21 protein-coding genes and 1 other RNA gene are annotated in these 26,739 nt (G+C 72.1%); 20 read left to right on the top strand and 2 right to left on the bottom strand.

Features of this window, described 5'->3' with window-relative positions; all coding sequences use genetic code 11:
• Positions 1 to 31 precede the first annotated feature (31 nt).
• Complete coding sequence (prfB, locus tag IG94_RS0128605; protein WP_031043441.1) at positions 32 to 1,138, top strand: peptide chain release factor 2; 1,107 nt, start codon at positions 32 to 34, stop codon at positions 1,136 to 1,138.
• A 332-nt stretch (positions 1,139 to 1,470) separates the two neighbouring features.
• Complete coding sequence (locus IG94_RS0128600; RefSeq protein WP_031043439.1) at positions 1,471 to 2,361, top strand: hypothetical protein; 891 nt, start codon at positions 1,471 to 1,473, stop codon at positions 2,359 to 2,361.
• 168 nt (positions 2,362 to 2,529) lie between these two features.
• On the opposite strand, the gene IG94_RS0128595 is transcribed toward IG94_RS0128600, so the two are convergent.
• A complete protein-coding gene (locus tag IG94_RS0128595) occupies positions 2,530 to 2,721 on the bottom strand; it encodes a hypothetical protein (protein WP_031043437.1) in 192 nt (63 codons plus the stop codon).
• A gap of 215 nt (positions 2,722 to 2,936) precedes the next feature.
• Between IG94_RS0128595 and ftsE the strand changes: the two genes are divergently transcribed.
• The 5 genes from ftsE to ssrA all read left to right on the top strand — a co-directional run bounded on the left by ftsE (position 2,937) and on the right by ssrA (position 6,911).
• On the top strand, positions 2,937 to 3,626 hold the full coding sequence (gene ftsE, locus IG94_RS0128590; protein WP_031043433.1) for a cell division ATP-binding protein FtsE: 690 nt from the start codon (positions 2,937 to 2,939) through the stop codon (positions 3,624 to 3,626).
• 42 nt (positions 3,627 to 3,668) lie between these two features.
• Complete coding sequence (ftsX, locus tag IG94_RS0128585) at positions 3,669 to 4,586, top strand: permease-like cell division protein FtsX (RefSeq protein WP_031043430.1); 918 nt, start codon at positions 3,669 to 3,671, stop codon at positions 4,584 to 4,586.
• A 68-nt stretch (positions 4,587 to 4,654) separates the two neighbouring features.
• The gene (locus tag IG94_RS0128580) at positions 4,655 to 5,836 is read left to right on the top strand and encodes a S41 family peptidase (protein WP_211269699.1); all 1,182 of its coding nucleotides are present in this window, start codon (positions 4,655 to 4,657) and stop codon (positions 5,834 to 5,836) included.
• 78 nt (positions 5,837 to 5,914) lie between these two features.
• Positions 5,915 to 6,394 (top strand): SsrA-binding protein SmpB, encoded by a 480-nt coding sequence (gene smpB / locus IG94_RS0128575; RefSeq protein WP_031043421.1) that lies wholly within the window; start codon positions 5,915 to 5,917, stop codon positions 6,392 to 6,394.
• Positions 6,395 to 6,511: 117 nt separating this feature from the next.
• Positions 6,512 to 6,911, top strand: a transfer-messenger RNA (tmRNA) gene (ssrA, locus tag IG94_RS39990).
• A gap of 173 nt (positions 6,912 to 7,084) precedes the next feature.
• Here ssrA and IG94_RS0128570 read toward each other — a convergent pair.
• Positions 7,085 to 8,503, bottom strand: coding sequence for an MFS transporter (locus tag IG94_RS0128570; RefSeq protein ID WP_169752398.1), 1,419 nt, complete (start codon positions 8,501 to 8,503; stop codon positions 7,085 to 7,087).
• 83 nt (positions 8,504 to 8,586) lie between these two features.
• Between IG94_RS0128570 and IG94_RS0128565 the strand changes: the two genes are divergently transcribed.
• The 13 genes from IG94_RS0128565 to IG94_RS0128505 all read left to right on the top strand — a co-directional run bounded on the left by IG94_RS0128565 (position 8,587) and on the right by IG94_RS0128505 (position 26,457).
• Positions 8,587 to 9,558, top strand: coding sequence for a LysR family transcriptional regulator (locus IG94_RS0128565; protein ID WP_031043415.1), 972 nt, complete (start codon positions 8,587 to 8,589; stop codon positions 9,556 to 9,558).
• Positions 9,559 to 10,687: 1,129 nt separating this feature from the next.
• Positions 10,688 to 11,584 carry a hypothetical protein gene (locus IG94_RS0128560; RefSeq protein ID WP_224326635.1) on the top strand — a complete coding sequence of 299 codons (897 nt, stop codon included), beginning with the start codon at positions 10,688 to 10,690 and terminating at the stop codon, positions 11,582 to 11,584.
• Positions 11,584 to 13,779, top strand: a complete 2,196-nt coding sequence (locus tag IG94_RS0128555) for a bifunctional polysaccharide deacetylase/glycosyltransferase family 2 protein (protein WP_031043412.1) — start codon at positions 11,584 to 11,586, stop codon at positions 13,777 to 13,779. The genes IG94_RS0128560 and IG94_RS0128555 overlap by 1 nt, the downstream gene beginning before the upstream one ends.
• Complete coding sequence (locus tag IG94_RS0128550; RefSeq protein WP_031043408.1) at positions 13,776 to 15,182, top strand: acyltransferase family protein; 1,407 nt, start codon at positions 13,776 to 13,778, stop codon at positions 15,180 to 15,182. The genes IG94_RS0128555 and IG94_RS0128550 overlap by 4 nt, the downstream gene beginning before the upstream one ends.
• A gap of 81 nt (positions 15,183 to 15,263) precedes the next feature.
• Complete coding sequence (locus IG94_RS0128545; RefSeq protein ID WP_031043405.1) at positions 15,264 to 16,214, top strand: hypothetical protein; 951 nt, start codon at positions 15,264 to 15,266, stop codon at positions 16,212 to 16,214.
• A gap of 147 nt (positions 16,215 to 16,361) precedes the next feature.
• Positions 16,362 to 17,723 carry an MFS transporter gene (locus IG94_RS0128540; protein WP_031043402.1) on the top strand — a complete coding sequence of 454 codons (1,362 nt, stop codon included), beginning with the start codon at positions 16,362 to 16,364 and terminating at the stop codon, positions 17,721 to 17,723.
• A gap of 135 nt (positions 17,724 to 17,858) precedes the next feature.
• Positions 17,859 to 19,103, top strand: coding sequence for a uroporphyrinogen-III synthase (locus IG94_RS0128535; protein WP_107060715.1), 1,245 nt, complete (start codon positions 17,859 to 17,861; stop codon positions 19,101 to 19,103).
• 193 nt (positions 19,104 to 19,296) lie between these two features.
• Positions 19,297 to 19,887, top strand: a complete 591-nt coding sequence (locus IG94_RS0128530; protein ID WP_031043397.1) for a CGNR zinc finger domain-containing protein — start codon at positions 19,297 to 19,299, stop codon at positions 19,885 to 19,887.
• Positions 19,888 to 20,135: 248 nt separating this feature from the next.
• Positions 20,136 to 20,660 carry a sigma-70 family RNA polymerase sigma factor gene (locus tag IG94_RS0128525; protein ID WP_007450155.1) on the top strand — a complete coding sequence of 175 codons (525 nt, stop codon included), beginning with the start codon at positions 20,136 to 20,138 and terminating at the stop codon, positions 20,658 to 20,660.
• 59 nt (positions 20,661 to 20,719) lie between these two features.
• Positions 20,720 to 21,499 (top strand): zf-HC2 domain-containing protein, encoded by a 780-nt coding sequence (locus IG94_RS0128520; protein WP_031043390.1) that lies wholly within the window; start codon positions 20,720 to 20,722, stop codon positions 21,497 to 21,499.
• Between the two features lie 70 nt (positions 21,500 to 21,569).
• Positions 21,570 to 23,906 (top strand): HelD family protein, encoded by a 2,337-nt coding sequence (locus IG94_RS0128515; protein ID WP_031043388.1) that lies wholly within the window; start codon positions 21,570 to 21,572, stop codon positions 23,904 to 23,906.
• 501 nt (positions 23,907 to 24,407) lie between these two features.
• On the top strand, positions 24,408 to 25,823 hold the full coding sequence (locus IG94_RS0128510) for an NAD-dependent malic enzyme (protein WP_031043384.1): 1,416 nt from the start codon (positions 24,408 to 24,410) through the stop codon (positions 25,821 to 25,823).
• Between the two features lie 352 nt (positions 25,824 to 26,175).
• Positions 26,176 to 26,457, top strand: coding sequence for an HU family DNA-binding protein (locus IG94_RS0128505; RefSeq protein WP_003950507.1), 282 nt, complete (start codon positions 26,176 to 26,178; stop codon positions 26,455 to 26,457).
• Positions 26,458 to 26,739 lie beyond the last annotated feature (282 nt).

The raw sequence follows: 26,739 nt of genomic DNA, 5'->3' as shown, positions 1-26,739 counted from the left end.
GACCGGTGGACGGAGCCGTTACGCTGGATGCGTGGCAGTCGTCGATGTATCCGAAGAGCTGAAGTCCCTCTCCTCGACCATGGAGTCGATCGAGGCCGTCCTGGACCTCGAAAGGATGAGGGCAGACATCGCCGTGCTCGAGGAGCAGGCGGCCGCGCCCTCCCTGTGGGACGACCCGGAGGCGGCGCAGAAGATCACCAGCAAGCTCTCGCACCTCCAGGCCGAGGTCAGGAAGGCCGAGGCCCTGCGCGGCCGGATCGACGATCTCGGCGTGCTCTTCGAGATGGCCGAGGAGGAGGACGACCCGGACACCCGCGCGGAGGCCGAGTCCGAGCTCGCGGCCGTCCGCAAGGCGCTCGACGAGATGGAGGTCCGCACCCTGCTCTCGGGCGAGTACGACGCGCGTGAGGCGCTCGTCAACATCCGCGCCGAGGCGGGTGGCGTCGACGCCGCCGACTTCGCCGAGAAGCTCCAGCGCATGTACCTGCGCTGGGCCGAGCAGCGCGGCTACAAGACGGAGATCTACGAGACGTCGTACGCGGAGGAGGCCGGCATCAAGTCGACGACCTTCGCCGTGCAGTCGCCGTACGCCTACGGCACCCTCTCCGTCGAGCAGGGCACGCACCGCCTCGTGCGCATCTCGCCCTTCGACAACCAGGGGCGCCGACAGACCTCCTTCGCGGGCGTCGAGGTCCTCCCCGTGGTCGAGCAGACCGACCACATCGAGATCGACGAGTCCGAGCTGCGCGTGGACGTCTACCGGTCCTCGGGACCCGGCGGCCAGGGCGTCAACACCACCGACTCCGCCGTGCGCCTCACCCACATCCCCACCGGCATCGTCGTCTCCTGCCAGAACGAGCGCTCCCAGATCCAGAACAAGGCCACGGCCATGAACGTCCTGCAGGCCAAGCTCCTGGAGCGGCGCCGCCAGGAGGAGCAGGCCAAGATGGACGCCCTCAAGGGCGACGGGGGCAACTCCTGGGGCAACCAGATGCGTTCGTACGTGCTGCACCCCTACCAGATGGTCAAGGACCTGCGCACGGAACACGAGGTGGGCAACCCCGAGTCCGTGTTCAACGGCGAGATCGACGGTTTCCTGGAGGCCGGGATTCGCTGGCGCAAGCAGCGCGAGAAGTAGCACGCGACGACGCCGCTTTGTCGACAAGGCAACTGCCGCCCGTACGGCGGCGGTTGCCTTTCCTCTGCCCGTGTTCCCCGGCGTGCTCCGCCGGTGATGTCTGGGTTTTACATCACACTCACACCCTTTGTGTCCGGCATACGTCCCGTACTCGGACATCGCGTACGCAATGGCCTTGACGTTGCTTTGAACTTTCGCAAGGGTGAGGCGCGGCATGCGTATTTCTGGGGCGCATGTGAACCGGGGGACTTGAGCACCTGCAGCCGCCCCCGTCGATCACGGCCCCCGAGTGCCGCCTCACCGACCAATCGGCTACTGGGGGTAGCAACTACATGACGAAGAAGACGCGCATCCGTGTCGCGCGCATAGCGGCCGGCGCCGTGATCGCCGCCGGCGCCTCCCTGACCGCGGCGGGCGCCGCTTCGGCGCTCGACATCGGCGTGAACGTCGGCGACGAAGGCACCGGCGTGACCGTCCAGGGTGGCGCCGAGGGCGACACCGAGGGCTCCATCGCCGGCGTGATCGAGGGCACGACCGAGGGCGGCTCCATCGCCGGCGTGATCGAGGGCACCTCTGAAGGCACGTCGGAGGGCACCTCCGAAGGTACTTCGGAAGGTACGTCCGAGGGCACCTCCGAAGGCACCTCTGAAGGTACGTCCGAGGGCACCTCGGTCGGCGCCTCCGAGGGCACGTCCGAGGGCGGCGACAACGGCGGCTCCGGCGACAACGGTGGCAACGGCGACGGCGGTTCCGGCGACAACGGCGGTTCCGGTGACAACGGTGGCAACGGCGACGGCGGTTCCGGCGACAACGGCGGCTCCGGTGACAACGGCGGGTCCGGTGACAACGGCGGGTCCGGCGACAACGGCGGGTCCGGTGACAACGGCGGGTCCGGTGACAACGGCGGCAGCGGCAACGCCGGCGGTAACGGCAACGGCGGCAACGGCGGCGGCAACGCCGGTGGCGGCGACGGCGGTACCACCCCCGACGGTGGCAGCAACGACAACGTCACCCAGGACGAGGGCTCCTCGGCCCTGACCGACACCGGCGAAGAGGCCCCGGCCTCCGACACCGCCGCCCAGGGCAACGGTGACGAGCTGGCCGAGACCGGCGCCGCGGAGACCACGTTCCTGCTGGTCGGCGCCGCCACGATGATCGCCGGTGGCATCGGCTTCCGCCTGCTGCCGCGCATGATGAACGGCCGCGGCCAGGCTGCTGCCTGACGGTAGTCGTCCGCGTACGCACGGCGCACGCAGCGAGAGGGCCCGGAGCGACTGCTCCGGGCCCTCTCCGTGTCCTCGGCGTCCTCGGCGGCCGCGTACGGCACGTCTCCGCGCCCCTGGAGGCCGCTTCCCGCCCCTCGGGCGGTCTCGTGGGTGCTTCCGGTGCCCTCAGGCGGTCTGGTGGGCCAGCAGGGCCACCGCGGCGACCAGCATCGCGAGCAGGGCGACCAGCGTCACGGGATTCAGCCCGGCGAAGAAGCTCTCCTGCTGCATCCGCTCGCGGTTCGCCCGGCACACCGGGCACCGGCCCTCACTGACGGGCGCCGCACAGTTCGCGCACACCAACCGGTCGTACGTCATGCGCTCGCCCTCCTTGCCACCGGCTCCGTATGAACAACGCCCGCGGCGACGCGAACGTTCCCCCTTCCACTGTGCCAGGTTCCGTGGGGCCCCGCTCGCCCTCCAGGCGGGGACAAAACGCGCAACTGATGCGCAACCCCGACCGGTGACTGCGGTCGGCTCCCCGGTTCGCGTATGGTCACGCACATCTACCCCCGGCGACCCGTGGTGCATCCGTGATCCGATTCGACAACGTCTCCAAGGTCTACCCCAAACAGAGCCACCCCGCACTCAGGGATGTCTCCCTGGAGCTCGAGAAGGGCGAGTTCGTCTTCCTCGTGGGATCCTCCGGCTCCGGAAAGTCCACCTTCCTGCGGCTGATCCTGCGCGAGGAGCGCTGCACCCACGGGCAGGTGCACGTCCTGGGCAAGGACCTCGCCCGCCTGTCCAACTGGAAGGTGCCGCAGATGCGGCGCCAGCTGGGGACGGTGTTCCAGGACTTCCGCCTGCTGCCGAACAAGACGGTCGGCGAGAACGTCGCCTTCGCCCAGGAGGTCATCGGCAAGTCCCGCGGCGAGATCCGCAAGTCCGTGCCCCAGGTGCTCGACCTCGTCGGACTCGGCGGCAAGGAGGACCGCAGGCCCGGTGAGCTGTCCGGCGGTGAGCAGCAGCGCGTCGCCATCGCGCGCGCCTTCGTCAACCGGCCCAAGCTGCTGATCGCCGACGAGCCCACCGGCAACCTCGACCCGCAGACCTCCGTCGGCATCATGAAGCTGCTCGACCGCATCAACCGGACGGGCACCACCGTGATCATGGCCACCCACGACCAGAACATCGTGGACCAGATGCGCAAGCGCGTCATCGAGCTGGAAAAGGGCCGCCTCGTCCGCGACCAGACCCGCGGTGTCTACGGCTACCAGCACTGACGAGCAGCGACGACGAGGAACGAAAGGCTTAACGAGACGCCCATGCGCGCCCAGTTCGTAGTCTCGGAGATCGGTGTCGGTCTTCGCCGCAATCTGACGATGACCTTCGCGGTCATCGTCTCGGTCGCCCTGTCCCTGGCCCTGTTCGGTGGTTCGCTGCTGATGAGCGACCAGGTCAACACCATGAAGGGCTACTGGTACGACAAGGTCAACGTGTCGGTCTTCCTCTGCAACAAGAGCGACGCGGAGTCCGACCCCAACTGCGCCAAGGGCGCGGTGACCGCGGACCAGAAGAAGCAGGTCATGTCGGACCTCGACGAGATGGCCGTCGTCGACAAGGTCACGTACGAGTCGCAGGACGAGGCGTACAAGCACTACAAGGAGCAGTTCGGCGACTCGCCGCTGGCCAGCTCCCTCACGCCGGACCAGATGCAGGAGTCGTACCGGATCAAGCTGACGGACCCGGAGAAGTACCAGGTCATCGCGACCGCCTTCGACGGCCGCGAGGGCGTGCAGTCCGTGCAGGACCAGAAGGGCATCCTGGACAACCTCTTCGGGCTCCTCAACGGCATGAACTGGGCCGCCCGCGCGGTGATGGCGCTCATGCTGGTCGTCGCCCTGATGCTGATCGTCAACACGGTGCGCGTCTCGGCGTTCAGCCGGCGGCGCGAGACCGGCATCATGCGCCTGGTCGGCGCCTCCGGCTTCTACATCCAGGCGCCGTTCATCATGGAGGCGGCCGTCGCCGGGCTCATCGGCGGTGGTGTCGCCTGCGGCTTCCTTGTGGTCGCCAGATACTTCATCATCGACCACGGACTCGCCCTGTCCGAGAAGTTGAACCTGATCAACTTCATCGGCTGGGACGCCGTCTTGACGAAGCTGCCGCTCATCCTGGCCACGAGTCTGCTGATGCCCGCGTTGGCGGCGTTCTTCGCGTTGCGCAAGTACCTGAAGGTGTGACACATACCAAGGGGGCCGAACGGTCAAGCGACCGTCCGGCCCCCTTGCGTTGTCCTAGACTCACCGGCATGTCAGGCCGTGACCCGTTCTGTCAGCCCCGCCGCGTACGCCACGGGGCCGCCCTGACCTTGGTGTTCGCGAGCGTCCTTGCCACGGGCGCGGCCACGGGATCGTTCTCCGGGACCGACCGCAAGTCCGAGCCGGAACCGGTCCGTTCGGCCGCTCCGGCCGGTGACCCGGACCGGCACGAGGACGTGGCCCGGGCCGCCGCCCGGGCGATGGCCGACGGCAAGTCCCCGATGGAGGCCGCCGAGCGCGCCGTCAGCCGCAGCGGCGACCGGTGGGGCGCCGTCTACTCCAGGGGCGAGTACGAGGAGTTGGAGGACGCCCTCGACGGCCGGTACACCGGCGTCGGGATCTCCGCCCGCCGCGAGCGCGACGGCGGTATCGAGGTGACCGAGGTGCGTTCCGGCTCACCGGCCGCCGACGCCGGGATCCGCGAGGGCGACCGGCTGCGCAGCGTCGACGGCGAGGAGGTCGACGGGCGGCCCGTCACCGAGGTCGTCTCCATACTGCGCGGCGACGCCGAGTCCGCGCCCGCCGGCACCGCCGTCCGGCTCGGCCTGGAGCGCGGCACGCGCGCGTGGACCGAGACCGTGCGCCGGGCCAGGCTCTCCGCGGACTCCGTGACCGTGCGCACGCTCGCCGACGGCGTCACCGTCGTCCGGGTCGCCTCCTTCACCAAGGGCGTCGGCGCGCGGGTGCGCGAGGCCGCCGCGCGGGTGCCGTCCGGCACCGGCGTCGTCCTCGACCTGCGCGGCAACTCCGGCGGCCTGGTCACCGAGGCGGTCACGGCCGCCTCCGCCTTCCTCGACGGCGGCCTGGTCGCCACGTACGACGTCGACGGCGACCAGCGGGCCCTGCACGCCGCATCCGGCGGCGACACCGCCAGACCCCTGGTCGCGCTCGTCGACGGCGGCACGATGAGCGCGGCCGAGCTGCTCACCGGTGCCCTCCAGGACCGGGGCCGGGCGGTGGTCCTGGGCTCCCGCACCTTCGGCAAGGGCTCGGTCCAGATGCCGAGCACGCTGCCCGGCGGCTCGGTGGCCGAGCTGACCGTCGGCCACTACCGCACGCCCTCCGGCCGCGGCGTCGACGGCAAGGGCATCACGCCGGACCTGGAGGTCGACCCGGCGGACCCGGCCACCCTGGAGCGGGCGCGGACGGTCCTGAGCGGACTGGGACGCTAGGGGGCGTCGGCGCGGGCACGCGGTACGCGTAATCGGCTTTCCGCGGGACCCCTCCGTAGTGCCAAAATGGACCGCACTATGGCTAAGGAAAAAGGGCGCAAGCTGATCGCGCAGAACAAGAAGGCGCGGCACGACTACCAGATCCTCGACACCTACGAGGCGGGTCTCGTCCTGTCCGGGACCGAGGTGAAGTCGCTGCGCCAGGGGCGGGCGTCGCTGGCCGACGGCTTCGTGCAGCTTGACGGGCACGAGGCGTGGCTGCACAACGTGCACGTGCCGGAGTACAGCCAGGGGACCTGGACCAACCACAGCGCCCGGCGCAAGCGGAAGCTGCTGCTGCACCGCGTGGAGATCGACAAGCTGGAGGCGAAGTCCCAGGAGACCGGGCACACGATCGTGCCGCTGGCCCTGTACTTCAAGGACGGCCGAGCCAAGATCGAGATCGCGCTGGCGCGCGGCAAGAAGGAGTACGACAAGCGCCAGACGCTCAGGGAGAAGCAGGACCGCCGCGAGGCGGAGCGGACGATCTCCGCGATCCGCCGCAAGCAGCGGGCCTGAGCCGAGCGCCGGGCCGCGGGAACAGGCTGGCACGTCCGTGCGTTGGTCACGTACGATGGCACCTGTGCCTCACAGCAGGCGCAGGCACCCTCCTCGGAGGGTTTGAAAAATCAACATGGGGATGATCGGTTTCGACAGCGGCTGTCGAAGCAGGGGAAGCGTGTCGAGGAAGCGGCCATGATCTCGTAAACCACAGGCCGAAAAAAATAATCGCCAACACCAAGCGCGATTCCTCCCAGCAGGCCTTCGCCCTCGCTGCCTGATCTCAGGTAGCAGAGCGAGCCTCCTACTACGGGAGTGTCAGCCCGGGGCTGTTCCCGACCCGGATCCTGGCATCAGCTAGGGGACTAAACCTTGATCCCGGTCACGGGGTGAAGAGGGAAACCAAACAGTGACTGAGCCCGTCGGAGACTTGTCCGCGTGATCTCCGGGGCTGAGAAAATCGAAGCGGACTGCACACGGAGAAGCCCTGATTCCGCACCGTTGGACGCGGGTTCGATTCCCGCCATCTCCACGAGGTCGAGGGCGACGTGTGCTCGCGTACAGCGCGAGCCACGTCGCCCTCGATGTTTTTGTGCGGCTGCGCCGCGCGAGGCGGGGGCTGCGCCACCCGCACCCCCGGAGGCCCGGACCCCCAGGCCCGCCGCGCCAAGGGGTCTGCGTGCGTGTCCGCCGGGCGGTCCGTGCCGGTCAGTGCCGGTGAGCGGCGTCCCGGAGGCTGTGCCGGGGCGTCCGCGGGGAAGGCAGGGCGAGGAGCAGAGCTGTCGCGGCCGCCGTGACCGGGATGGCGTAGGCCGCCGCGGGGGAAACGTGCTCCACGGTCCAGCCGCCCGCCGCGCTGCCGCAGGCGATGCCGCCGAGCAGGCCGGTCACCGCCAGGGTCATCCCCTCGTTCAGCCGGTCCCGCGGGGTGCGCTGCTGGACCAGCGTCATCGTGGTCACCATCGTCGGGGCCGTCGCCATCCCGGCGACCAGCAGGGTGAGCGCCAGCAGCGGCAGCGAGCCGCTGAGGGACGCCGCGAGCAGGGGCAGCGTCAGCAGGGCCGCCATCGCCGCGACACACCACGGCAGTCGCCGGGCGGCCGGGCCGGCCGGCTTCAGCGCGCCGTACAGCAGTCCCGCCGCACACGAACCCGCCGCCTGGAGGGCGAGGACCGCACCGGCCACCGCGCGGTGTCCCTGTGCGTCCGCGAACGCGATCGTGACGACCTCCGTGGCACCGAACACGCCGCCCGTCGCCAGGCACACCACCAGCAGCGCCGGGATGCCGGGAGTCCTGAGAGGTGCCTTCGCGTTCGGCCGGGGCCGGGCCGGCGGCTCGGTCGAGCGCTGCGCGGTGAACAGCAGCATGCCGGTCACCAGCAGCACCACGGCGACGAGCGTGCCCGCCTCTGGGAACAGCCCCGTGCACAGGAACGCCGCGAGGACCGGCCCGAGCATGAAGCAGAGCTCGTCCATGGCCTGCTCGAAGGAGTTCGCGGTGTGCAGCGCCCCCGAGTCGCCCTTCAGCAGGTGCGCCCAGCGGGCGCGGGCCATGCCGCCGGTGTTGGGCGTCGTCGCGGTGGCGGCGTACGCGGCGAAGAGGGTCCAGGCGGGCGCGTCCCAGCGCACGCACAGCAGCAGCGCGAGCGAGCCCAGGGCGGCGACCAGGGTGGCGGGCAGCGCCGCTCTGGCCTGGCCGTACCGGTCCACGAGCCGCGCGGTCCACGGAGCGGCCAGCGCCGTCGCCGCCAGCCCGGTGGCGGTGACGGCACCCGCGAGGGCGTACGAGCCGCGGGTGCCGGCGATCATCACCACCGCGCTGACGCTGAACATGCCCGCCGGGAGCCGGGCCAGGAGGTTCCCTGCCGTGAACGCCCGCGCGCCGGGCGTGGCGAGCAGCCGCCGGTACGGGCCGGGCGGCCGACGCGGGCGCCGGGTGCGGGGGCCGAAGTCGGCGACGACCAGGGCGTCGGCGGTGACGGTGAGGACCGGGGTGTGCGCCGGGGTGGACGTCGCATGGGTCGGCAAGGGCCGGGAGGGACGGAAGGGCAGGGAGGGGCGGGAGGGAGCAGAGAGGGCGGAGCGGCTGGGGGTGCGGGAGGAGTGGGCGGGAATCGGTTGCGGCATGCGTTCACCGTCCTCCCGCAGCGGCCGAGGGGTCCAACACCTGCTCCCTCGCCATTCACACACCTGCGTTGTAAGTTCGCCGGATGCCCGCGCCTGCCCACCTCGACCCCCGCCTCCTGCGCGCCTTCGTCACCGTCGCCGAGGACCTGCACTTCACCCGCGCCGCCGCCCGGCTGTACGTCGCTCAGCAGGCGCTCAGCCGGGACGTGCGGCGCCTGGAGCGGGAACTGGGCGCGGAGTTGTTCCTCCGGACCACCCGGCAGGTGACCCTCACCGCCGACGGCGAGCGCCTGCTGCCGTACGCCCGCGGCGTCCTCCAGGCGCAGGACGACCTCCTGGCCGCCTTCGGGCAGGCCCGCCCCCTGCTGGTCGACCTCAACTCCCCGGGACTGGTCACCGGCCGCCTGGTGCTGGAGCGGGCCCGCGAACTCGCGCCCGAGCTGGAGCTGATGGCGCGGTACGAGAGCGGGCTGGCCCACGCCGCCGCCGAACTCCTCGCGGGCCGCCTCGACGCCTCCCTCGGCCGGTTCGCGGGGCTCGCCCCCGCGCTGCGGGCCGGGCTCCGCCACCAGCCGGTGCGCTACGAACCCATGGCGGTCGTACTGCCCGAGGACCACCCGCTGGCCCGGCTCACCGAGGTGCCGCTCTCCGCACTCGCCGGTGAGACGGTGTACGCCGGGGCGGGCAACCCGCGCACGCCGGAGTGGACGGACCTCGCGCATCGCCTGTTCGAGGGACGGGGCATCGACGTGGCGCCACCCCTTCCGCTGGCGGTCGGAGAGGAGGAGTTCCAGCGGATCATGGACAAGACGCGCAACCCGATCCTGGCCGTGGTGAGCTTTCCGGCCATGGCCTCCACCGTGGTGCGTCCGCTCGTCGATCCCGTGCCGCTGTCGCCGGTCTCCCTGGTCTGGCGAAAGGGGCTGGTGCATCCCGCCCTGGAGGTGCTGCGCCTGGCGACTTCCCAGGTCGCGGCCGAAAAGAGCTGGCTCAGGTTCCCCGCCGGGGGGTGGATTCCGGCCACCGACGCGGCTGTGATGTCCGTCCACAAATGACACGCGGCCACCACACAACCTCCGCGTGCGCTACATTCTCTCCCTGAGCACGGTGTGATACAGGGGGCGCTCGAACCAGGTGAGGGGCGGTTCGGCCGACGGGTGCTCGGAGTCGTATGCGCACCCGGAAGTGTTCCGTGGGGGGAAGTGCGCGCGCGTGAAGAAATGGCAAAAAGACGCCCAACCGGAGTGGCTCGCAGCCGAGTCCGGGGCTCGTGATCTCCCGGAGGCAAGACAGGATGCCGACGTCACCGATGCGTTCCCGGCGACCCGTGCCTTCCCCGCAGGGGAGCCCCCGATGAGCGGAACGCCGTCCGGTGGCTCCTCCGGAACCGGTGCCGGGGCGGAGTCCGGGGCGGACGGCGCCGGGTGGTTCGGGAGTCCGGGTCGTCCCACGCGCCGTCACGCCGTTCCCGACGCGGACGAGACGGAAGCCCACGGCTCCCGAATAGGCGACGACCGCGACCACCACGACCCTCGCGGCGACCGCGACGCGGCAGGCTGGGGCGTCGGGGGAGCAGTCGATACCGGAACCCCCGCGTCCGCCGGCCACGCGACCCGTCCCCGGCACGCGGCTCCCGACCCGATGGCCCGGGGCCGCATAACGTGGGGACAGACCGACCGGGCCGGTGCGGGGGCGGATCGACCCGGCCAACCGGGCGCCGCCGCGGACCGGTTCATACCGCGGCAGCCGGGGCAGGATGCCTCGCGTCGGCGTATACCGCAGCAAAGCGACCCGAACGGGACGGCGGCACCTCGCGATTCCGCCCCGGGCCGGCCCGCGCCGAGCCAGTCCGCCCCGACGCGGCCGGTCCCGAGCCAGGACGGCCGCGTCCCGAACGCCGCCCCGACCGCAGGCGACCGCACCGAGGTACTCCCGGCCGCGACCGACCGCACCGAGATACTCCCGGCCGGGACCGGCTCCTCCGTCGGGAGCGCCGCGACCGCCGCAGTTGCCGCCACCGGCGTCAGCGCCGCTCCGGACGCCGACCGTACGGACGTACTGCCCCAGGTCTCCCTGGCCCGTCAGACCCGTCAGACCCGTCAGACCCGTCAGACCCGTCAGACCCGTCAGGCCCCCCAGGACTCTCACGTCCCCCCGGTCCCCCCGGAGGGCGACCGCACGGACGTGCTCCCCTCGGTCGCACCGGTCGCACCGGTCGCCTCGGCGTCGCCCACACGTGTCATCCCCACGGCCGGCCCCGGCACCGCCCCCCTGCGCGACCCCTGGCAGCAGGACCCGGGCGCGAACGAGGACGCCGGCGCCGACGCCGGTGACCACACCCACGACCCGCACGAGGTGACGGTCCAGCTCGACGCCGTCCAGCTGGGCGACGGAGTGATCCGCCGGGCCGACAGCGGCCACCGCAAGGGCAAGGCCGGCCCGGAGGCCTCCGACGGCCCGGTCTTCGTCGACTCCTCCGGCCGCCGCAGCCGCCTCTACCGCCGCCTCGGCATCCTCGTCGGCATCGCCTGCGCGGTCTACGCCGTCGTCATCGTCTCCACGCTGCTCTCCGGCAACTCCGACGCGCCCTGGCTGCCCGTCCCCGGTCAGGAGGAGGGCAAGCCGGCCGGCCAGGTCGACACCACCCCGCTGCCCTCGGAGTCGGCGCAGCCCTCCGCCACCGGCACCGCCACCGCGCCGGCCGACGACCCCTCCGCGAGCACCGGCGTGACGACCGCGCCGGGCTCCGACACCCCCGCGGCCGGTACGTCCGGCGCGACCGGCGGAGCCACCGGGCAGCCCGGTACCAGTACCGGCCCCGAGTCCCCGGCGGCCGGGGGCACCGACCCGGACCCCGGCGGCAGCGCCGGCACCGGCAGGACCGACCCCGACCCGGGGCAGTCGTCGTCGGAGCAGCCGGGCTCCACCGGACCGTCCGCCCCCACGGGCGACGGCGACGCCTCGACCGACCCGACCGCGCCCACCGGCGACCCCACCGGCACCGACGCCGGCGCGGGCGGCACCAACGCCAACGGCGTCAGCGACCAGTCCCTTTCCCTGTCCCCGGAGAACACCCTCTGATGGCATCCCGCACCCGCCGTCACGGGGCCGCGCGCAGCGCCCGTGGCGGCCTCCGCCGACGCCTGCCGTTGCGCCTGCTGCTCCCGCTGCTCGTCCTGGTCGCCCTGGCGGCGATGCTCATGCTGCGCGGCTACGTGCACAGCGAGATCCTGGCCGACCACCGCGTCCAGCCGCCCGCCGCCACCGACAAGGTGCCGGAGAAGATCCTCGAGGGCGGCCCGGTCATCGACGTCCGCGGCGGCCGCACCGAGGGCCTGAGCGTGCCCGACCACCGGCTCGTCCTCACCTTCGACGACGGCCCGGACCCGACCTGGACGCCGCGCGTCCTCGACGTGCTGAAGAAGCACGACGCGCACGCGGTCTTCTTCGTCACCGGCACCATGGCCTCCCGCTACCCGGACCTCGTCAAGCGCATGGTCGACGAGGGCCACGAGGTGGGCCTGCACACCTTCAACCACCCCGACCTGTCCTTCCAGTCCACGAAGCGCATCGACTGGGAGCTGTCGCAGAACCAGCTGGCGATCACCGGCGCGGCCGGTGTCCGCACCTCGCTGTTCCGTCCGCCGTACTCCTCCTTCGCCGACGCCATGGACAACAAGTCCTGGCCGGTCACCGAGTACATAGGCAGCCGCGGTTACATCACCGTCGTCAACAACACCGACAGCGAGGACTGGAAGAAGCCCGGCGTCCGCGAGATCATCCGCCGCGCCACGCCGCACGGCGGCAAGGGTGCCATCGTCCTGATGCACGACTCCGGCGGCGACCGCCACCAGACCGTGCAGGCCCTGGACGAGTTCCTGCCGGGGCTGAAGGAGAAGGGCTACGAGTTCGACAACCTCACCGAGGCCCTGGAGATGCCCAGCGCCATGTCGCCGGTGACCGGCGCCGAACTGTGGAAGGGCAAGGCGTGGGTCTTCCTGGTTCAGGCCTCGGAGAAGATCACCGACGTCCTGGTGGTGGGCCTGGCGGTGATCGGTACCCTGGTCATCGGCCGCTTCGGCCTGATGCTGCTCCTCTCCGGCGTCCATGCCCGCCGGGTCCGCCGCAAGCGCTTCAGCTGGGGACGGACGGTCACCGAACCGGTGACGGTGCTCGTCCCGGCGTACAACGAGGCCAAGTGCATCGAGAACACGGTGCGTTCGCTGGTGGCGAGCGACCATCCGGTGGAGGTGATCGTCATCGACGACGGTTCCACCGACGGCACCGCCCGGATCGTGGAGGGCCTGGGGCTGCCGGGCGTCCGGGTGATCCGCCAGCTCAACGCGGGCAAGCCGGCGGCGCTCAACCGCGGCCTGGCGAACGCCCGTCACGACATCATCGTGATGATGGACGGCGACACCGTCTTCGAGCCGTCCACCGTCCGGGAACTCGTCCAGCCCTTCGGCGACCCGAAGGTGGGCGCCGTGGCCGGCAACGCGAAGGTCGGCAACAAGGACAGCCTCATCGGTGCCTGGCAGCACATCGAGTACGTGATGGGCTTCAACCTGGACCGCCGGATGTACGACGTCCTCGGCTGCATGCCGACCATCCCCGGCGCGGTCGGCGCCTTCCGCCGCTCCGCCCTGGAGCCCATCGGCGGCATGAGCGACGACACGCTCGCCGAGGACACCGACGTCACCATGGCGCTGCACCGGGCCGGCTGGCGCGTGGTCTACGCCGAGAACGCCCGCGCCTGGACCGAGGCCCCCGAGACCGTCCAGCAGCTGTGGTCCCAGCGCTACCGCTGGTCGTACGGCACCATGCAGGCCATCTGGAAGCACCGCCGCGCGGTGATCGAGAAGGGCCACTCGGGCCGCTTCGGCCGCGTGGGCCTGCCCTTCGTCTCCCTCTTCATGGTCCTGGCCCCGCTCCTGGCCCCGCTGATCGACGTGTTCCTGCTCTACGGCATCGTCTTCGGGCCGACCGAGAAGACGGTCGTGGCGTGGCTGGGCGTCCTCGCCATCCAGGCGGTCTGCGCGGCGTACGCCTTCCGCCTCGACCGCGAACGCATGACCCATCTGATCTCGCTGCCCCTGCAGCAGATCCTCTACCGCCAACTCATGTACGTGGTGCTGCTCCAGTCCTGGATCACCGCGCTCACCGGCGGCCGGCTGCGCTGGCAGAAGCTGCGGCGCACCGGTGTCGTCGAGGCGCCCGGCGGCTCCGTGCCGCGCCAGCGCTCGCGGAGCAGCGACGATCGGAGGCCCGTGGCATGACCCACGGTTACACGACCGGACCGGGCGCGGACCCGGAGCCGGCCGGCCCGTACGGCCACCCTTACGCGCCCACCCCGGGCGCGAGCGCGGGAGCGCCGTACGACTTCCCCCAGCAGCGCACGGCCGCCCCCGTGCCCGAAGCCGGACAGGGCCCCGTGCCCGAAGCCGGACAAAGCTCCGTGTCGGATGCCGGACCCGGAGCCGGGCCGGCGGCCGGGCCCGCTCCGGCCGCCGGGAAGCCCGGCCGCGACCGGTACCTGGACCTGCTGCGGTCGATCGCGCTGGTCCGCGTCGTGGTGTACCACCTCTTCGGCTGGGCCTGGCTCTCGATCCTGTTCCCGTCGATGGGCGTGATGTTCGCGCTCGCGGGCTCGCTGATGGCACGCTCGCTGAAGCGCCCCGCGTGGAGCGTCATCCGCGGCCGGGTCCGGCGGCTGCTGCCGCCCGTGTGGGCGTTCTCGGCGCTCGCGCTGACGCTGCTGTTCGCCGGCGGCTGGAATCCGGGCGACGACCCCGACCAGGGCGGCGGCGCCTGGGGCCTGGTCAAGCTCTTCAACTACCTCGTGCCGATCGGTGCGCCGCCCTACCCCTGGGAGGCGGGCGCCCCGCTGGACTGGCTGGAGGGCTCCTGGGCCGACCAGGCGGTGGGGCCGCTGTGGTACCTGCGCGCCTACCTGTGGTTCGTCATCGCCTCACCGCTGCTGCTGTGGGCGTTCCGCCGCGCGCCCTGGCCCACGCTGCTCGCCCCGCTCGGTCTCACGGCGGTCGTCGGCACCGGCCTGGTGACGATCCCCGGCGAGACCGGCCACGCGATCAGTGACTTCGCGGTCTACGGCGGCTGCTGGGTCCTGGGCTTCGCCCACCACGACGGCATGCTGAAGCAGGTCCCGAGGTACGTCTCCGTCTCGTGCGCGGCGCTCGTGATGGCCTTCGGCCTCTGGTGGGCCTCGGGCCACCAGGGCGACGACGGCTGGGACCTGAACGACATCCCGCTCGCCCAGGCCGCCTGGTCGTTCGGGTTCGTCGTGATCCTGCTCCAGTACTCCCCGTCCTGGCGGGAACTCCCGGGCCGGCTGGCGAAGTGGGACAAGCTGGTGACGCTCTCCAACAACCGCGCGGTCACCATCTACCTGTGGCACAACCTGCTGATCATGGCGACCGTCCCGTTCGTCGACCTGCTGTACCGGGTCCCGTTCCTGCAGAGCGAACGGGGTATGCACGCCATCGACAGCTCGTACACGATCTGGATGTTCGCCCTGGTCTGGCCCCTCATCGCCCTGGCGGTGCTCGCGGTCGGCTGGATCGAGGACCTCGCGGCGAAGCGCGGGCCGCGGCTGTGGCCGAACGGCACGAAGCGCCCGGCGCGGGGACAACCCGGGAGCCGTGCCGCGCACCGGGGCTGACGGCCCTCGCCGCGCCGTGCGAGACTGCCTCGGTTGCGTACGTGAACAGGGTGGCGTGAGCCGGTCGGGGGGAGCAGCGGGATGAGCAGGCGGCAGACGCAGAAGATGCTGGGGCTGATGGCGAGCGGGGAGCCGGTCCAGCTCACCAGCCCGATGGCGTCCGTGAAGAAGCTCGCCAAACTCGCCTTCACGGCCCAGCAGTTCGGGTACGAGTACGCCGACGCGCGGCAGGGCGGCGGGACCAACGGCTCGCTCACCATGCTGCTGGTGCCCGATCCCAGCCCGCAGGCCCGGAGCCGGGCCGCGCAGAACTGGGCGCAGTACCCGAACGCGGGCGACGGCGTCTCGCTGCCGCCGCTCGTGCCGGACGCCTTCGAACTGCTCAAGGCGCGGATCAACTTCGACCTCACCGGCAAGAACGCCCAGAAGCGGATGGGGTTCGCCGTACTCGGCGCCACCGTCGGCTGCGCCGTGCTCGGCGTCCGCGCGGGAGGCGAGTCCGAGGACTTCGTCATGGCCGGCATCTTCTGGGTCGTCGTCATGGTGCTCGTGGGCGTCGGGTTCCTCGTCACACGGGCGCGCAACGAGAAGTTCGCGGCCCGTCTGCAGGCGGCCGGGTTCGTGGCGGCGGCCGACGAGACGGGGCGGGTGCGGTACCTGCCGCCCGGCGGGCAGTTCCCGGGCCACGGCAACCCGTTCGGCGCCGCGGCACCGGGCGGTTACGCGGCACCCGGGGGGTACGCACAGCCGGCACCCGGCGGCGGATACGGACAGCCGCCGACGCCCGCCGGATACGCGCAGCCGCCGGCGTCCGCCCCGTACGCTCCCCAGCCGCAGGGGGCGTACGCCCCGCCGCACCAGCCGTACCCGCAGCAGCAGCCGTACGCCCCGCAGCAGCCGCAGGGGTACCCGGCGCCCCAGGCGCAGCCGCCGTACCCGCCGCAGGCCCAGCAGCCGTACGCCCCGCAGCAGCCCCCTCCCCAGCAGAACCCGCACTGGCAGCCGCAGCAGCCCCCGTACCCGCAGGGCTGACCGGCGCGACCTCTCATCCCGCGCCGGTGCCGGGTGAGAGCAACGTTCCCTCGTGGTCATCCACAGCCCCACCGGCCCGAAACGCGTCCTCCCTACCTTCGGGACGACCTTCGGAACGACCGAGCTGTGGAGCACCGTGGAGGCGTCATGACTTTCCCTGGCGGCCGCTGGATCGAGCACTGGGATCCGGAGGACGAGACCTTCTGGAAGGAGACGGGGGAGCGCACCGCCCGGCGGAACCTGTTCTTCTCCGTGCTCTCCGAGCACATCGGCTTCTCGGTCTGGACGCTGTGGTCCGTGCTGGTGCTCTTCATGGGGCCCGAGTACGGGCTGACGCCGGCCGACAAGTTCCTGCTGACCTCGGTGGTGACGCTGGTCGGCGCGGTCGTGCGGGTGCCGTACACCTTCGCCGTGGCCGTCTTCGGCGGGCGGAACTGGACGATCGTCTCCGCCGGGCTGCTGCTCGTGCCGACCGTCGCGGCCTTCGCCGTCATGGAGCCGGGGACGTCCTTCTCGACCTTCCTCCTCGTCGGGCTGCTGGCCGGCATCGGCGGCGGCAACTTCGCCTCCTCCATGACCAACATCAACGCCTTCTTCCCGCTCAGGAAGAAGGGCTGGGCGCTCGGTCTGAACGCCGGGGGCGGCAACGTCGGCGTGCCGGTCATCCAGCTGGCCGCACTCGCGATCATCGGGGCCAACGGCGGGCCGCGGGTGCTGCTGGGCATCTACATCCCGCTGATCCTGGTGGCCGCCGTCCTCGCCGCCCGCTTCATGGACAACCTGGCCTCCGTGAAGAACGACACCGGCGCCGCCAAGGACGCCGCCCGCGACGCCCACACCTGGATCATGTCCGTGCTGTACGTCGGGACGTTCGGCTCGTTCATCGGGTACAGCTTCGCCTTCGGTCAGGTGCTGACCACCCAGTTCGGGCGGACCCCGCTGCAGGCGGCCTACCTGACCTTCATCGGCCCGCTGCTCGGCTCGCTGATCCGGCCGCTGGGGGGCAGGCTCGCCGACCGGTACGGCGGCGCGCGGATCACGCTGTGGAACTTCGTCGCCATGGCCGCCGCCACCGCCGTCCTCGTCGCGGCGAGCACGGCGGAGTCGCTCGCGCTGTTCGTCGCGGCGTTCGTGGTGCTGTTCGTGCTCACCGGGCTCGGCAACGGGTCGACGTTCAAGATGATCCCCGGGATCTTCCAGAACAAGGCGCTCGGCAAGGGCCTGACCGGCGAGGCGGCCGTGGCGTACGGGCGGCGGCTCTCCGGGGCGTCCATGGGACTGATCGGCGCGGCGGGCGCGCTCGGCGGCGTCGCCATCAACCTCGCCTTCCGGCAGTCCTTCCTCTCCCTCGGCTCGGGCACCGGCGCCTTCGTCGCCTTCCTGGTCTTCTACGCCGTGTGTTACGCGGTGACGTGGGCGGTATACCTTCGGCGTCCGGTCACCCGTCCGGCGGCGGGCCCGGCGGCAGGGGCGGAGCCGAAGGCGCAGCTCAGCCACGCCGAGGTGTGACGTAACACGGGTGACATGATGCGGAACCGAGCCTGTCACGCACCGTTGACAGGCTCGGTCGGCACGTGACGGTGCACAGGCCTGTGTGCACATGACTGTGCGCGTGGGTGCCAACGGATCGGAGCGCGGCGAGCGATGGACGACGTGGACGGCGTGAAGGGCGCGGACGGCACGGGCGGCGCGGACGGCGGTGTGGACGACGTACGGCGGCCGTCCGGCCACGGGCCGCTGGCCGGGTTCACCGTGGGCGTGACCGCCGCCCGGCGGGCCGACGAACTCGGCGCGCTGCTCCAGCGGCGCGGCGCCGTCGTCCTGCACGCCCCCGCGCTGCGGATCGTGCCGCTCGCCGACGACAGCGAGCTGATGGCCGCGACCAAGCGGATCGTCGAGCAGGCACCGGACGTCGTCGTCGCCACCACCGCCATCGGGTTCCGGGGCTGGATCGAGGCCGCCGAGGGCTGGGGGCTCGGTGACGACCTCCTGGCGCGGCTGCGCGGGGTGGAGCTGCTGGCGCGCGGGCCCAAGGTCAAGGGCGCGGTGCGGGCGGCCGGACTGACCGAGCGCTGGTCGCCGTCGTCCGAGTCCATGGCCGAGGTGCTCGACCGGCTCCTGGAGCAGGGCGTCGAGGGCCGCCGGATCGCCGTACAGCTGCACGGTGAGCCGCTGCCGGGGTTCGTGGAGGCGCTGCGGCAGGGCGGCGCCGAGGTCGTGGGTGTGCCGGTGTACCGGTGGCTGCCGCCTGAGGACATCGGCCCGGTGGACCGGATGCTGGACGCCGCCGTGTCGCGGGGCGTGGACGCCCTGACGTTCACCAGCGCGCCCGCCGCGGTGTCCCTGCTGGGCCGCGCCGAGGAGCGCGGCATGCTGCCCGAGCTGCTCGCCGCGTTCGGCCACGACGTGCTGCCCGCCTGCGTCGGACCGGTCACCGCGGTGCCGCTGCAGGCCCGCGGCGTCGACACGGTCCAGCCCGAACGCTTCCGGCTCGGCCCCCTCGTCCAGCTGCTGTGCCGGGAACTCCCGGCCCGCGCCCGCGCCCTGCCGGTCGCCGGGTACCGGCTGGAGATCCGGGGGCACGCGGTGCTCGTCGACGGGGAGCTTCGGGCCGTGCCGCCCGCCGGCATGTCCCTGCTGCGGGCGCTGGCCAGGCGGCCGGGCTGGGTCGTGCCCCGCGCGGAGCTGCTGCGCGCCCTGCCGGGCACCGGCCGCGACGAACACGCCGTGGAGACCGCGATGGCCCGCCTGCGCACGTCCCTCGGCGCGCCGAAGCTGATCCAGACGGTGGTCAAACGCGGCTACCGCCTCGCCCTGGACCCGGCGACGGACGCCAAGTACACCGACACGGACGACACGGCCGGGGGCGCCGGCGGCGCGGGCGGCTGAGTCCGGGAGCGGCCCGGGAGTGGCCCGGAGTGGCCCGGAGTGGCCCGGGAGCGGTACGAGGGGTTCCGGGCGTCGGAGCGGGCAGGCACTGTAGAGGGAGCGGTCCACCCGTTCTCCCCTCCCAGCCCGTACCCCGGCCCGCGTACCCCCTCGGCCGCGGGCAAGCCCAGGTGGTGACAGGAACATGGCGAACTTGGCACCGGGCACGACCACCGACCCGTACGAGCTGCGCTTCGACACCGGGCGGAGCTGCCTGGACCTCCTCGCCACCACCCATCCCGTCGAACGCCTCGACTCCGTGGCGGCGCTGCGCGCCTGGATCACCGGCGCCGGCCTCGTCCCGCCCGGCACCCCGCTGGCCCACGCCGACCCGGCCTGGCTCACCGCCTTCCGCGAACTGCGGTGCGCGACCGGGCGGTTGGTGCGCGACCGGCCGCCCCCGCACACCGGCCCGTACGACCTCGCGCTCGCCCGCGTCAACGACCTCGCCCGCGCCGCGCCCCCGGCCCCGCGCGCGGTGCCCGGCCGGGACGGCGCGCTGGTGCGGGAGCTGACCGGGCCGCCACCGTGCGCGGCGCTGCTCGGCGCCCTCGCCCGGGACGCCGTGGACCTCCTCACCGACCCGGTCGCGCGGGCGAGCCTGCGGCAGTGCGCGGGCGACAACTGCCCCATCGTGTACGTGGACACCTCCCGCGGCCGGCGCCGCCGCTGGTGCTCCAGCGAGATCTGCGGCAACCGCGAGCGGGTCGCCAGGCACCGCCGCCGCGCGGCCCTCGCCCGCTGAACCGCGCCGCGGACCGGCGGCGCGCCCCGTGTGGGGAAAACGTGAAGAGGTAGGGGCGGGTATGTGCCGCCATGTCCCGCTCGGTGAACCGTCCGCGAGAAAACTGTCATCTCACTTTGAACGCCCCGCACTTCGCGCCCGTACCGAATGGGCGAGCGACCAACTGGGGGATCCCCCGGACACCGGAGGTGGGCGTGCGCAAGGATTCCGTCGTGGCCAGTGAACGTGGTGCCAGGGCCCGACATCGCATGTCCCAATCGTCCTCGGAACCCGACGAGGAGCTGATGCGCGCGCTCTACCGCGAGCACGCCGGCCCCTTGCTGGCGTACGTGCTGCGGCTGGTCGCGGGGGACCGGCAACGCGCCGAGGACGTCGTCCAGGAGACGCTCATCCGTGCCTGGAAGAACGCCGGTCAGCTCAACCGTGCGACCGGATCGGTACGCCCCTGGCTGGTGACGGTCGCCCGGCGCATCGTCATCGACGGCCACCGCAGCCGGCAGGCCCGGCCGCAGGAGGTCGATCCGTCGCCGCTGGAGGTCATCCCCGCGGAGGACGAGATCGACAAGGCGCTGTGGCTGATGACGCTTTCGGACGCGCTCGACGACCTGACCCCGGCCCACCGGGAAGTCCTCGTCGAGACGTACTTCAAGGGGCGTACCGTCAATGAGGCGGCGCAGACACTGGGCATACCCAGCGGCACCGTGCGCTCCCGGGTGTTCTACGCCCTGCGTTCGATGAAACTGGCACTGGAGGAGCGGGGGGTGACGGCGTGATGAGCGGCTACGGGGGAGTTCAGGGATTCGGTCCGGGGGATACGGGTAATTCTGTCCCCATGCAGGGATCACCGGCGCCGAACGAGCACGAGACCGTCGGCGCCTATGCCCTCGGGATCCTCGACGACGCGGAGGCGACGGCCTTCGAGGCGCACCTCGCCACCTGCGAGTGGTGCGCCCAGCAACTCGACGAGCTGGCCGGCATGGAGTCGATGATGGCCGCCCTCGCGGACCTGCCGGGCACCGGCACACCCGCGATCGCCGAGTCGCTCACCACCAAGCCGAGCCCGCGCCTGTCGGAGAAGCTGGTGGACGAGGTCGCCGAGCGCCGCGCGGGCAAGCGCCGCCGCAACTTCTACCTGGTGGGCACCGCCGCCGCGCTGATCATCGGCGGCCCCTTCGCCGCCGTGGCGACCACGGGCGGCAGCGACGACGGCGGCGGCAAGAAGACCGAGGCCTCCCAGCAGCAGACCGGCACCCCCGCCGAGTCGGCGTTCGCCGCCATGCCCGACCGGGTCACCGCCACCGACCCGTCCACCGAGGTCAGCGCGACCGTGGCGCTGGAGAAGAAGGCCTGGGGCACGGAGGCGGTCCTGGAGCTGAAGAACGTCAAGGGCCCCCAGAAGTGCTCCCTGGTCGCCGTCGGCAAGAACGGCGAGCGGGAGACCCTCAACTCCTGGACGGTCCCGGAGTGGGGGTACGGCATACCGGACGCCACCACGGAGAAGGCCAAGAAGCCGCTCTACGTGCACGGCGGCGCCGCCTTCGAGCCCAACCAGATCTCCCACTTCGAGGTCATGACCTTCGACGGCAAGCGGCTGGTGGAGGTGGACGCGTAGTCGCGGCGTGGCTTCCGCGGCCCCCTTCGCGTATTTTTGACGGCTGCCCAGCACGTCAGAAGGGGGCCAGGTGGCCGCACAGGCACGTCAGGACTCAGCGGTCGACCCGGTGCACGACTCCGGACCGGAGGACCCCGTACGCGAGGACTCCGTACGGGACCGGGAGATCGGTCTGGAACAGGCACACCTGGACCGGGTGTACCGCCGCCTCGAGGAGAAGATCCACGAGGCGGAGTTCCTCATGCACGACGCCGCCCAGCGCGGCCACGTCGGCACGCCCGGTGCCCTGGCCGAGCGCGACGCGCAGGTCTTCCGGGCCGGCATCCACCTCAACCGCCTGAACAACGAGTTCGAGGACTTCCTGTTCGGCCGCATCGACCTGCTCCTCGGCAAGGACGGCAAGAAGGGCCCGGACGGCGCGTACACGGCGGTCGAGCCCGCCGAGGGCGCCCTCGGGCCCGACCGCACCGCCGAGATCGCCGAGACCCTGCACATCGGCCGCATCGGCGTCCTGGACGCGGACTACGCCCCGCTGGTCATCGACTGGCGGGCCCCCGCCGCGGCCCCCTTCTACCGGTCCACACCGGTCGACCCGGGCCGCGTCGTACGCCGCCGGGTGATCCGCTCCAAGGGCCGGCGCGTCCTCGGCGTCGAGGACGACCTGATGCGGCCCGAGATCACGGCCCGCCTGGACGGCGAGGAGCTGGCCGTCGTCGGTGACGGCGCCCTGATGGCAGCCCTCGGACAGGCCCGTACGCACTCCATGCGGGACATCGTGGCCTCCATCCAGGCCGAGCAGGACCGGGTGATCCGCGCCCCCGCCGCCTCCGTGACGTACGTCGAGGGCGGCCCCGGCACCGGCAAGACCGCCGTCGCCCTGCACCGGGCGGCGTACCTGCTCTACCAGGACCGGCGCCGGTACGCGGGCGGCATCCTCATCGTCTCGCCGACGCCGCTGCTCGTGGCGTACACCGAGGGCGTGCTGCCCTCCCTCGGCGAGGAGGGGCAGGTCGCCATCCGCGCGATCGGCTCGCTGGCCGACGACGCGGCGGGCGAGGGCGCCACGCTGTACGACTCCCCGGCGACCGCCCGCGTCAAGGGCTCGTCCCGCATGCTGCCGGTGCTGCGCAAGGCCGCGCGCGGGGCGCTGGAGCCCGCCGACTCGCCGACCCTGCTGAGGGTCGTCGCCTTCGGCCGCCGCCTCGAACTGGAGGCCGAGGAACTGGCCGGCATCCGCCGCACCGTCCTCGGCGGCACCGCGCCCGTCAACCTGCTGCGCCCCCGCGCCCGCCGGCTGCTCCTGGACGCCCTGTGGGAGAAGTCCGGCGCCGGTGCCCGGCACACCGACCCCGAGCTCGCCGCCGAGCTGCGCTCCTCCTTCGACGAGGACGTCAGCGCCGAGGACCCCTTCACGGAGTTCCTGGACGCCTGGTGGCCGGAGCTGACCCCGGGGGCCGTGCTGGCGGCCATGGCGGACGAGCGGCGCCTCGGCCGCTGGGCCCGGCGCGTCCTGAACCCGGGGGAGGTCCGCAAGGTGGCCCGTTCGCTGCGGCGCGCGGGGTACTCCGTGCACGACGTCGCCCTGCTCGACGAGCTGCAGGCGATCGTCGGTACCCCGGCCCGCCCCCGCAAGCGGCGCGAGGCGGACCCGCTGGACCAGCTCACCGGCCTGGAGGAGCTGATGCCGCAGCGCGAGGAGACCCAGTGGGAGCGCGCCGAGCGCCTCGCCCAGGAACGCACCGAGTACGCGCACGTCATCGTCGACGAGGCCCAGGACCTGACGCCCATGCAGTGGCGGATGGTGGGCCGCCGCGGCCGGCACGCCACCTGGACGGTCGTCGGCGACCCGGCCCAGTCCTCCTGGTCCGACCCCGACGAGGCGGCCGCCGCCCGCGACGAGGCCCTGGGCACCCGCCCGCGGCGCCGCTTCGAGCTGACCGTGAACTACCGCAACCCGGCCGAGATCGCCGAGCTGGCCGCGAAGGTGCTCGCCCTCGCCATGCCCGGCTCGCGGTCACCGTCCGCCGTCCGCTCGACCGGCGTCCGGCCGCGCTTCGCCGTCGTCCGGGACTCCCTGGCCGACACCGCCCGTGCGGAGGCCGCCCGCCTCCTCGGCCTGGTCGACGGCACCGTCGGCGTCGTCGTCGCCATGAACCGGCGCGAGGAGTTCCGGCGCCGGCTCGCCGGGCTCGGCGACCGGGTGGTGGCGCTGGGCAGCCTGGAGGCCAAGGGCCTGGAGTACGACGCCACGGTCGTCGTCTCCCCGGCCGAGATCGCCGACGAGTCGCCCGCGGGCCTGCGCGTGCTGTATGTCGCCCTGACCCGGGCCACCCAGCAGCTCACCGTCGTCTCCGGCGAGCGGGACGAGCCGGACGCCGGGGGAGTGCCGGACCTGCTGCGGGACTGAGGCGAGCCGCGGGCCGCCTGCGGGCCCGGTCCCGCGGGCGGACCCGCGGGAGTGGGGACACGAGCCCCGGGGCGCCGCGGACGCACGGGAGGCCCGCGCCGTCGTCCGGCGCGGGCCTCCCGCGATCAGTCAAGTGGCACCGACCCGCCATGCTCGCCTCGCGGCAAGTGGTCGCTCGTAGCGACGATGGTTGGGCCCGGGGGCTTGGATCGAGCCGGTGCCACATCCAAGGTAACAAACGATCCCCGCAAGGCAATTCCCGTCCCGCAGGTATCTCTCCGGACCGCCCCCGCGACATCCCCCGGAACGCGGCACGCACGCCCCTTTTCGGCGGGTGCCCTCTTCCCTCGACAAGCCGTTTCTCGTATGGTGGAAGAAGTTTTCCGAAAGCGGGCGCGAACATAAAGTTCGCAATCCGGGGCGGCTACCGCGTACTCGGTGGTAGGTGCGACGATCGGACGGCACAACCCAGTTACACGGTGAAAGCAGAGGAAGTCGGCCATGGCAACGGCGCCCAGCGTCTCCTACTCGATGACGGTCAGGCTGGAGGTGCCCGCGGGCGGAACCGCCGTATCGCAGCTCACCACGGCCGTGGAATCCTCCGGAGGCTCGGTCACCGGCCTCGACGTCACGGCCTCCGGCCACGACAAGCTCCGCATCGACGTCACCATCGCGGCCGGCTCGACCGCACACGCCGACGAGATCGTCGAACAGCTGCGCGGCGTAGAGGGCGTCAGCCTGGGCAAGGTCTCGGACCGTACCTTCCTGATGCACCTCGGCGGCAAGATCGAGATGGCGTCCAAGCACCCCATCCGCAACCGCGACGACCTGTCCATGGTCTACACGCCCGGCGTGGCCCGCGTCTGCATGGCGATCGCCGAGAACCCCGAGGACGCCCGCCGCCTCACCATCAAGCGCAACTCCGTTGCGGTCGTGACGGACGGTTCCGCCGTGCTGGGCCTCGGCAACATCGGTCCGAAGGCCGCGCTGCCGGTGATGGAGGGCAAGGCGGCCCTGTTCAAGCGCTTCGCCGGCATCGACGCCTGGCCGATCTGCCTGGACACCCAGGACACCGACGCGATCGTCGAGATCGTCAAGGCCATCGCCCCGGGCTTCGCCGGCATCAACCTGGAGGACATCTCCGCGCCGCGCTGCTTCGAGATCGAGGCCCGGCTGCGCGAGGCCCTCGACATCCCCGTCTTCCACGACGACCAGCACGGCACCGCGATCGTCGTCCTCGCCGCCCTGACCAACGCCCTGCGCGTGGTGGGCAAGGGCATCGAGAACGTACGGGTCGTCATGTCCGGCGCCGGCGCGGCCGGTACGGCCATCCTCAAGCTGCTGCTCGCCGCCGGTGTGAAGAACGCCGTCGTCGCCGACATCCACGGCGTCGTGCACGCCGGTCGCGCCGACCTGGTCGACGCCGCGCCGGAGTCCGCGCTGCGCTGGATCGCCGACAACACCAACCCCGAGGGCCTCACCGGCACCCTCAAGGAGGCCGTGCACGGCGCGGACGTGTTCATCGGCGTCTCCGCCCCGAACGTCCTGGACGGCGCGGACGTGGCCGCCATGGCGGACGGTGCGATCGTGTTCGCGCTCGCGAACCCGGACCCCGAGGTGGACCCGGCCGTGGCCCGCGAGACGGCCGCGGTCGTCGCCACCGGCCGCAGCGACTTCCCCAACCAGATCAACAACGTGCTGGTCTTCCCGGGTGTCTTCCGCGGCCTGCTGGACGCCCAGTCCCGCACGGTCAACACCGAGATGATGCTCGCCGCCGCGCACGCCCTCGCGGACGTGGTGACCGAGGACGAGATCAACCCGAACTACATCATTCCGAGCGTCTTCAACGACAAGGTCGCCGGTGCCGTCGCGGGCGCCGTGCGGGAGGCGGCGAAGGCCGCCGGAGTGGTGGCGTAGGTTCCGCGTACGGGGGAAGACGGCCTGTGGCGTGGTGGTGAGGATCACCACGGCGGGCCGCTCCTCCGGCGCGTCGCGGGACGACGGGCCTCGGATCGCCCTCTAGTGTGGCGCAAGGCTCAGGCCCTCTCGGCGTGTGACTCCCAAGGGTGTTCTCACGACTCCTGGGGGTGCCGGATTGGCTTTACCGCCGCAGGTGGAGGCAGGATGCCTCCCTGGGCGCGAGGGTCTGAGGACCGACCCGGGTCCGGGGAGTGTCAGAGGTCCCTGGCAGCATCGGCATCGCTGTGCCCATCATGCGGCTCCGCCGCGTGGCACGCCTCAACGGCAAGAAGAACACGGGAGTAACAACATGAACCGCAGTGAGCTGGTGGCCGCGCTGGCCGACCGCGCCGAGGTGACCCGCAAGGACGCCGACGCCGTGCTGGCCGCGTTCGCCGAGGTTGTCGGCGACATCGTTTCCAAGGGCGACGAGAAGGTCACGATCCCCGGCTTCCTGACCTTCGAGCGCACCCACCGTGCCGCTCGCACCGCCCGCAACCCGCAGACCGGCGAGCCGATCCAGATCCCGGCCGGCTACAGCGTCAAGGTCTCCGCGGGCTCCAAGCTGAAGGAAGCCGCCAAGGGCAAGTAAGCGCTCCGCTTGTAGCGCCGGGGACTGCGCGGACCGTTCGTCCGGGCTGCGGCCGTATGCGGCTGCGGGCCGTCCGTGGCTGGTCGCGCAGTTCCCCGCGCCCCTTGCGGGGCGCACCACGCAACGCCGATGGGGCGGTCACCCGAATCCGGGTGACCGCCCCATCGGCGTTGCAATCGCGGACTAGCTGTATTGCCCTGTGAGGTTGGGGACGCGGCTGGCGGGTGGTTGCCCTTTCAGCGCGGTGTGTCCGCGGTGGTGATTGTAGGTATGCAGCCATTG

The sequence above is a fragment of the Streptomyces olivaceus genome, from assembly GCF_000721235.1.
Classification (GTDB): domain Bacteria; phylum Actinomycetota; class Actinomycetes; order Streptomycetales; family Streptomycetaceae; genus Streptomyces; species Streptomyces olivaceus.
Note: the sequence above shows the minus strand (reverse complement) of the source record. Positions and strands in the feature narration are given on the sequence as shown.

What these genes read in the sequence shown, in the direction of transcription:
- IG94_RS0128600 (WP_031043439.1), top strand. Translation starts at nt 1,471, where the DNA reads ATGACGAAGAAGACGCGCATCCGTGTCGCGCGCATAGCGGCCGGCGCC.
- IG94_RS0128595 (WP_031043437.1), bottom strand. Translation starts at nt 2,721, where the DNA reads ATGACGTACGACCGGTTGGTGTGCGCGAACTGTGCGGCGCCCGTCAGT.
- ftsX (WP_031043430.1), top strand. Translation starts at nt 3,669, where the DNA reads ATGCGCGCCCAGTTCGTAGTCTCGGAGATCGGTGTCGGTCTTCGCCGC.
- IG94_RS0128580 (WP_211269699.1), top strand. Translation starts at nt 4,655, where the DNA reads ATGTCAGGCCGTGACCCGTTCTGTCAGCCCCGCCGCGTACGCCACGGG.
- smpB (WP_031043421.1), top strand. Translation starts at nt 5,915, where the DNA reads ATGGCTAAGGAAAAAGGGCGCAAGCTGATCGCGCAGAACAAGAAGGCG.
- IG94_RS0128570 (WP_169752398.1), bottom strand. Translation starts at nt 8,503, where the DNA reads ATGCCGCAACCGATTCCCGCCCACTCCTCCCGCACCCCCAGCCGCTCC.
- IG94_RS0128565 (WP_031043415.1), top strand. Translation starts at nt 8,587, where the DNA reads ATGCCCGCGCCTGCCCACCTCGACCCCCGCCTCCTGCGCGCCTTCGTC.
- IG94_RS0128555 (WP_031043412.1), top strand. Translation starts at nt 11,584, where the DNA reads ATGGCATCCCGCACCCGCCGTCACGGGGCCGCGCGCAGCGCCCGTGGC.
- IG94_RS0128550 (WP_031043408.1), top strand. Translation starts at nt 13,776, where the DNA reads ATGACCCACGGTTACACGACCGGACCGGGCGCGGACCCGGAGCCGGCC.
- IG94_RS0128545 (WP_031043405.1), top strand. Translation starts at nt 15,264, where the DNA reads ATGAGCAGGCGGCAGACGCAGAAGATGCTGGGGCTGATGGCGAGCGGG.
- IG94_RS0128540 (WP_031043402.1), top strand. Translation starts at nt 16,362, where the DNA reads ATGACTTTCCCTGGCGGCCGCTGGATCGAGCACTGGGATCCGGAGGAC.
- IG94_RS0128535 (WP_107060715.1), top strand. Translation starts at nt 17,859, where the DNA reads ATGGACGACGTGGACGGCGTGAAGGGCGCGGACGGCACGGGCGGCGCG.
- IG94_RS0128525 (WP_007450155.1), top strand. Translation starts at nt 20,136, where the DNA reads ATGTCCCAATCGTCCTCGGAACCCGACGAGGAGCTGATGCGCGCGCTC.
- IG94_RS0128520 (WP_031043390.1), top strand. Translation starts at nt 20,720, where the DNA reads ATGCAGGGATCACCGGCGCCGAACGAGCACGAGACCGTCGGCGCCTAT.
- IG94_RS0128510 (WP_031043384.1), top strand. Translation starts at nt 24,408, where the DNA reads ATGGCAACGGCGCCCAGCGTCTCCTACTCGATGACGGTCAGGCTGGAG.
- IG94_RS0128505 (WP_003950507.1), top strand. Translation starts at nt 26,176, where the DNA reads ATGAACCGCAGTGAGCTGGTGGCCGCGCTGGCCGACCGCGCCGAGGTG.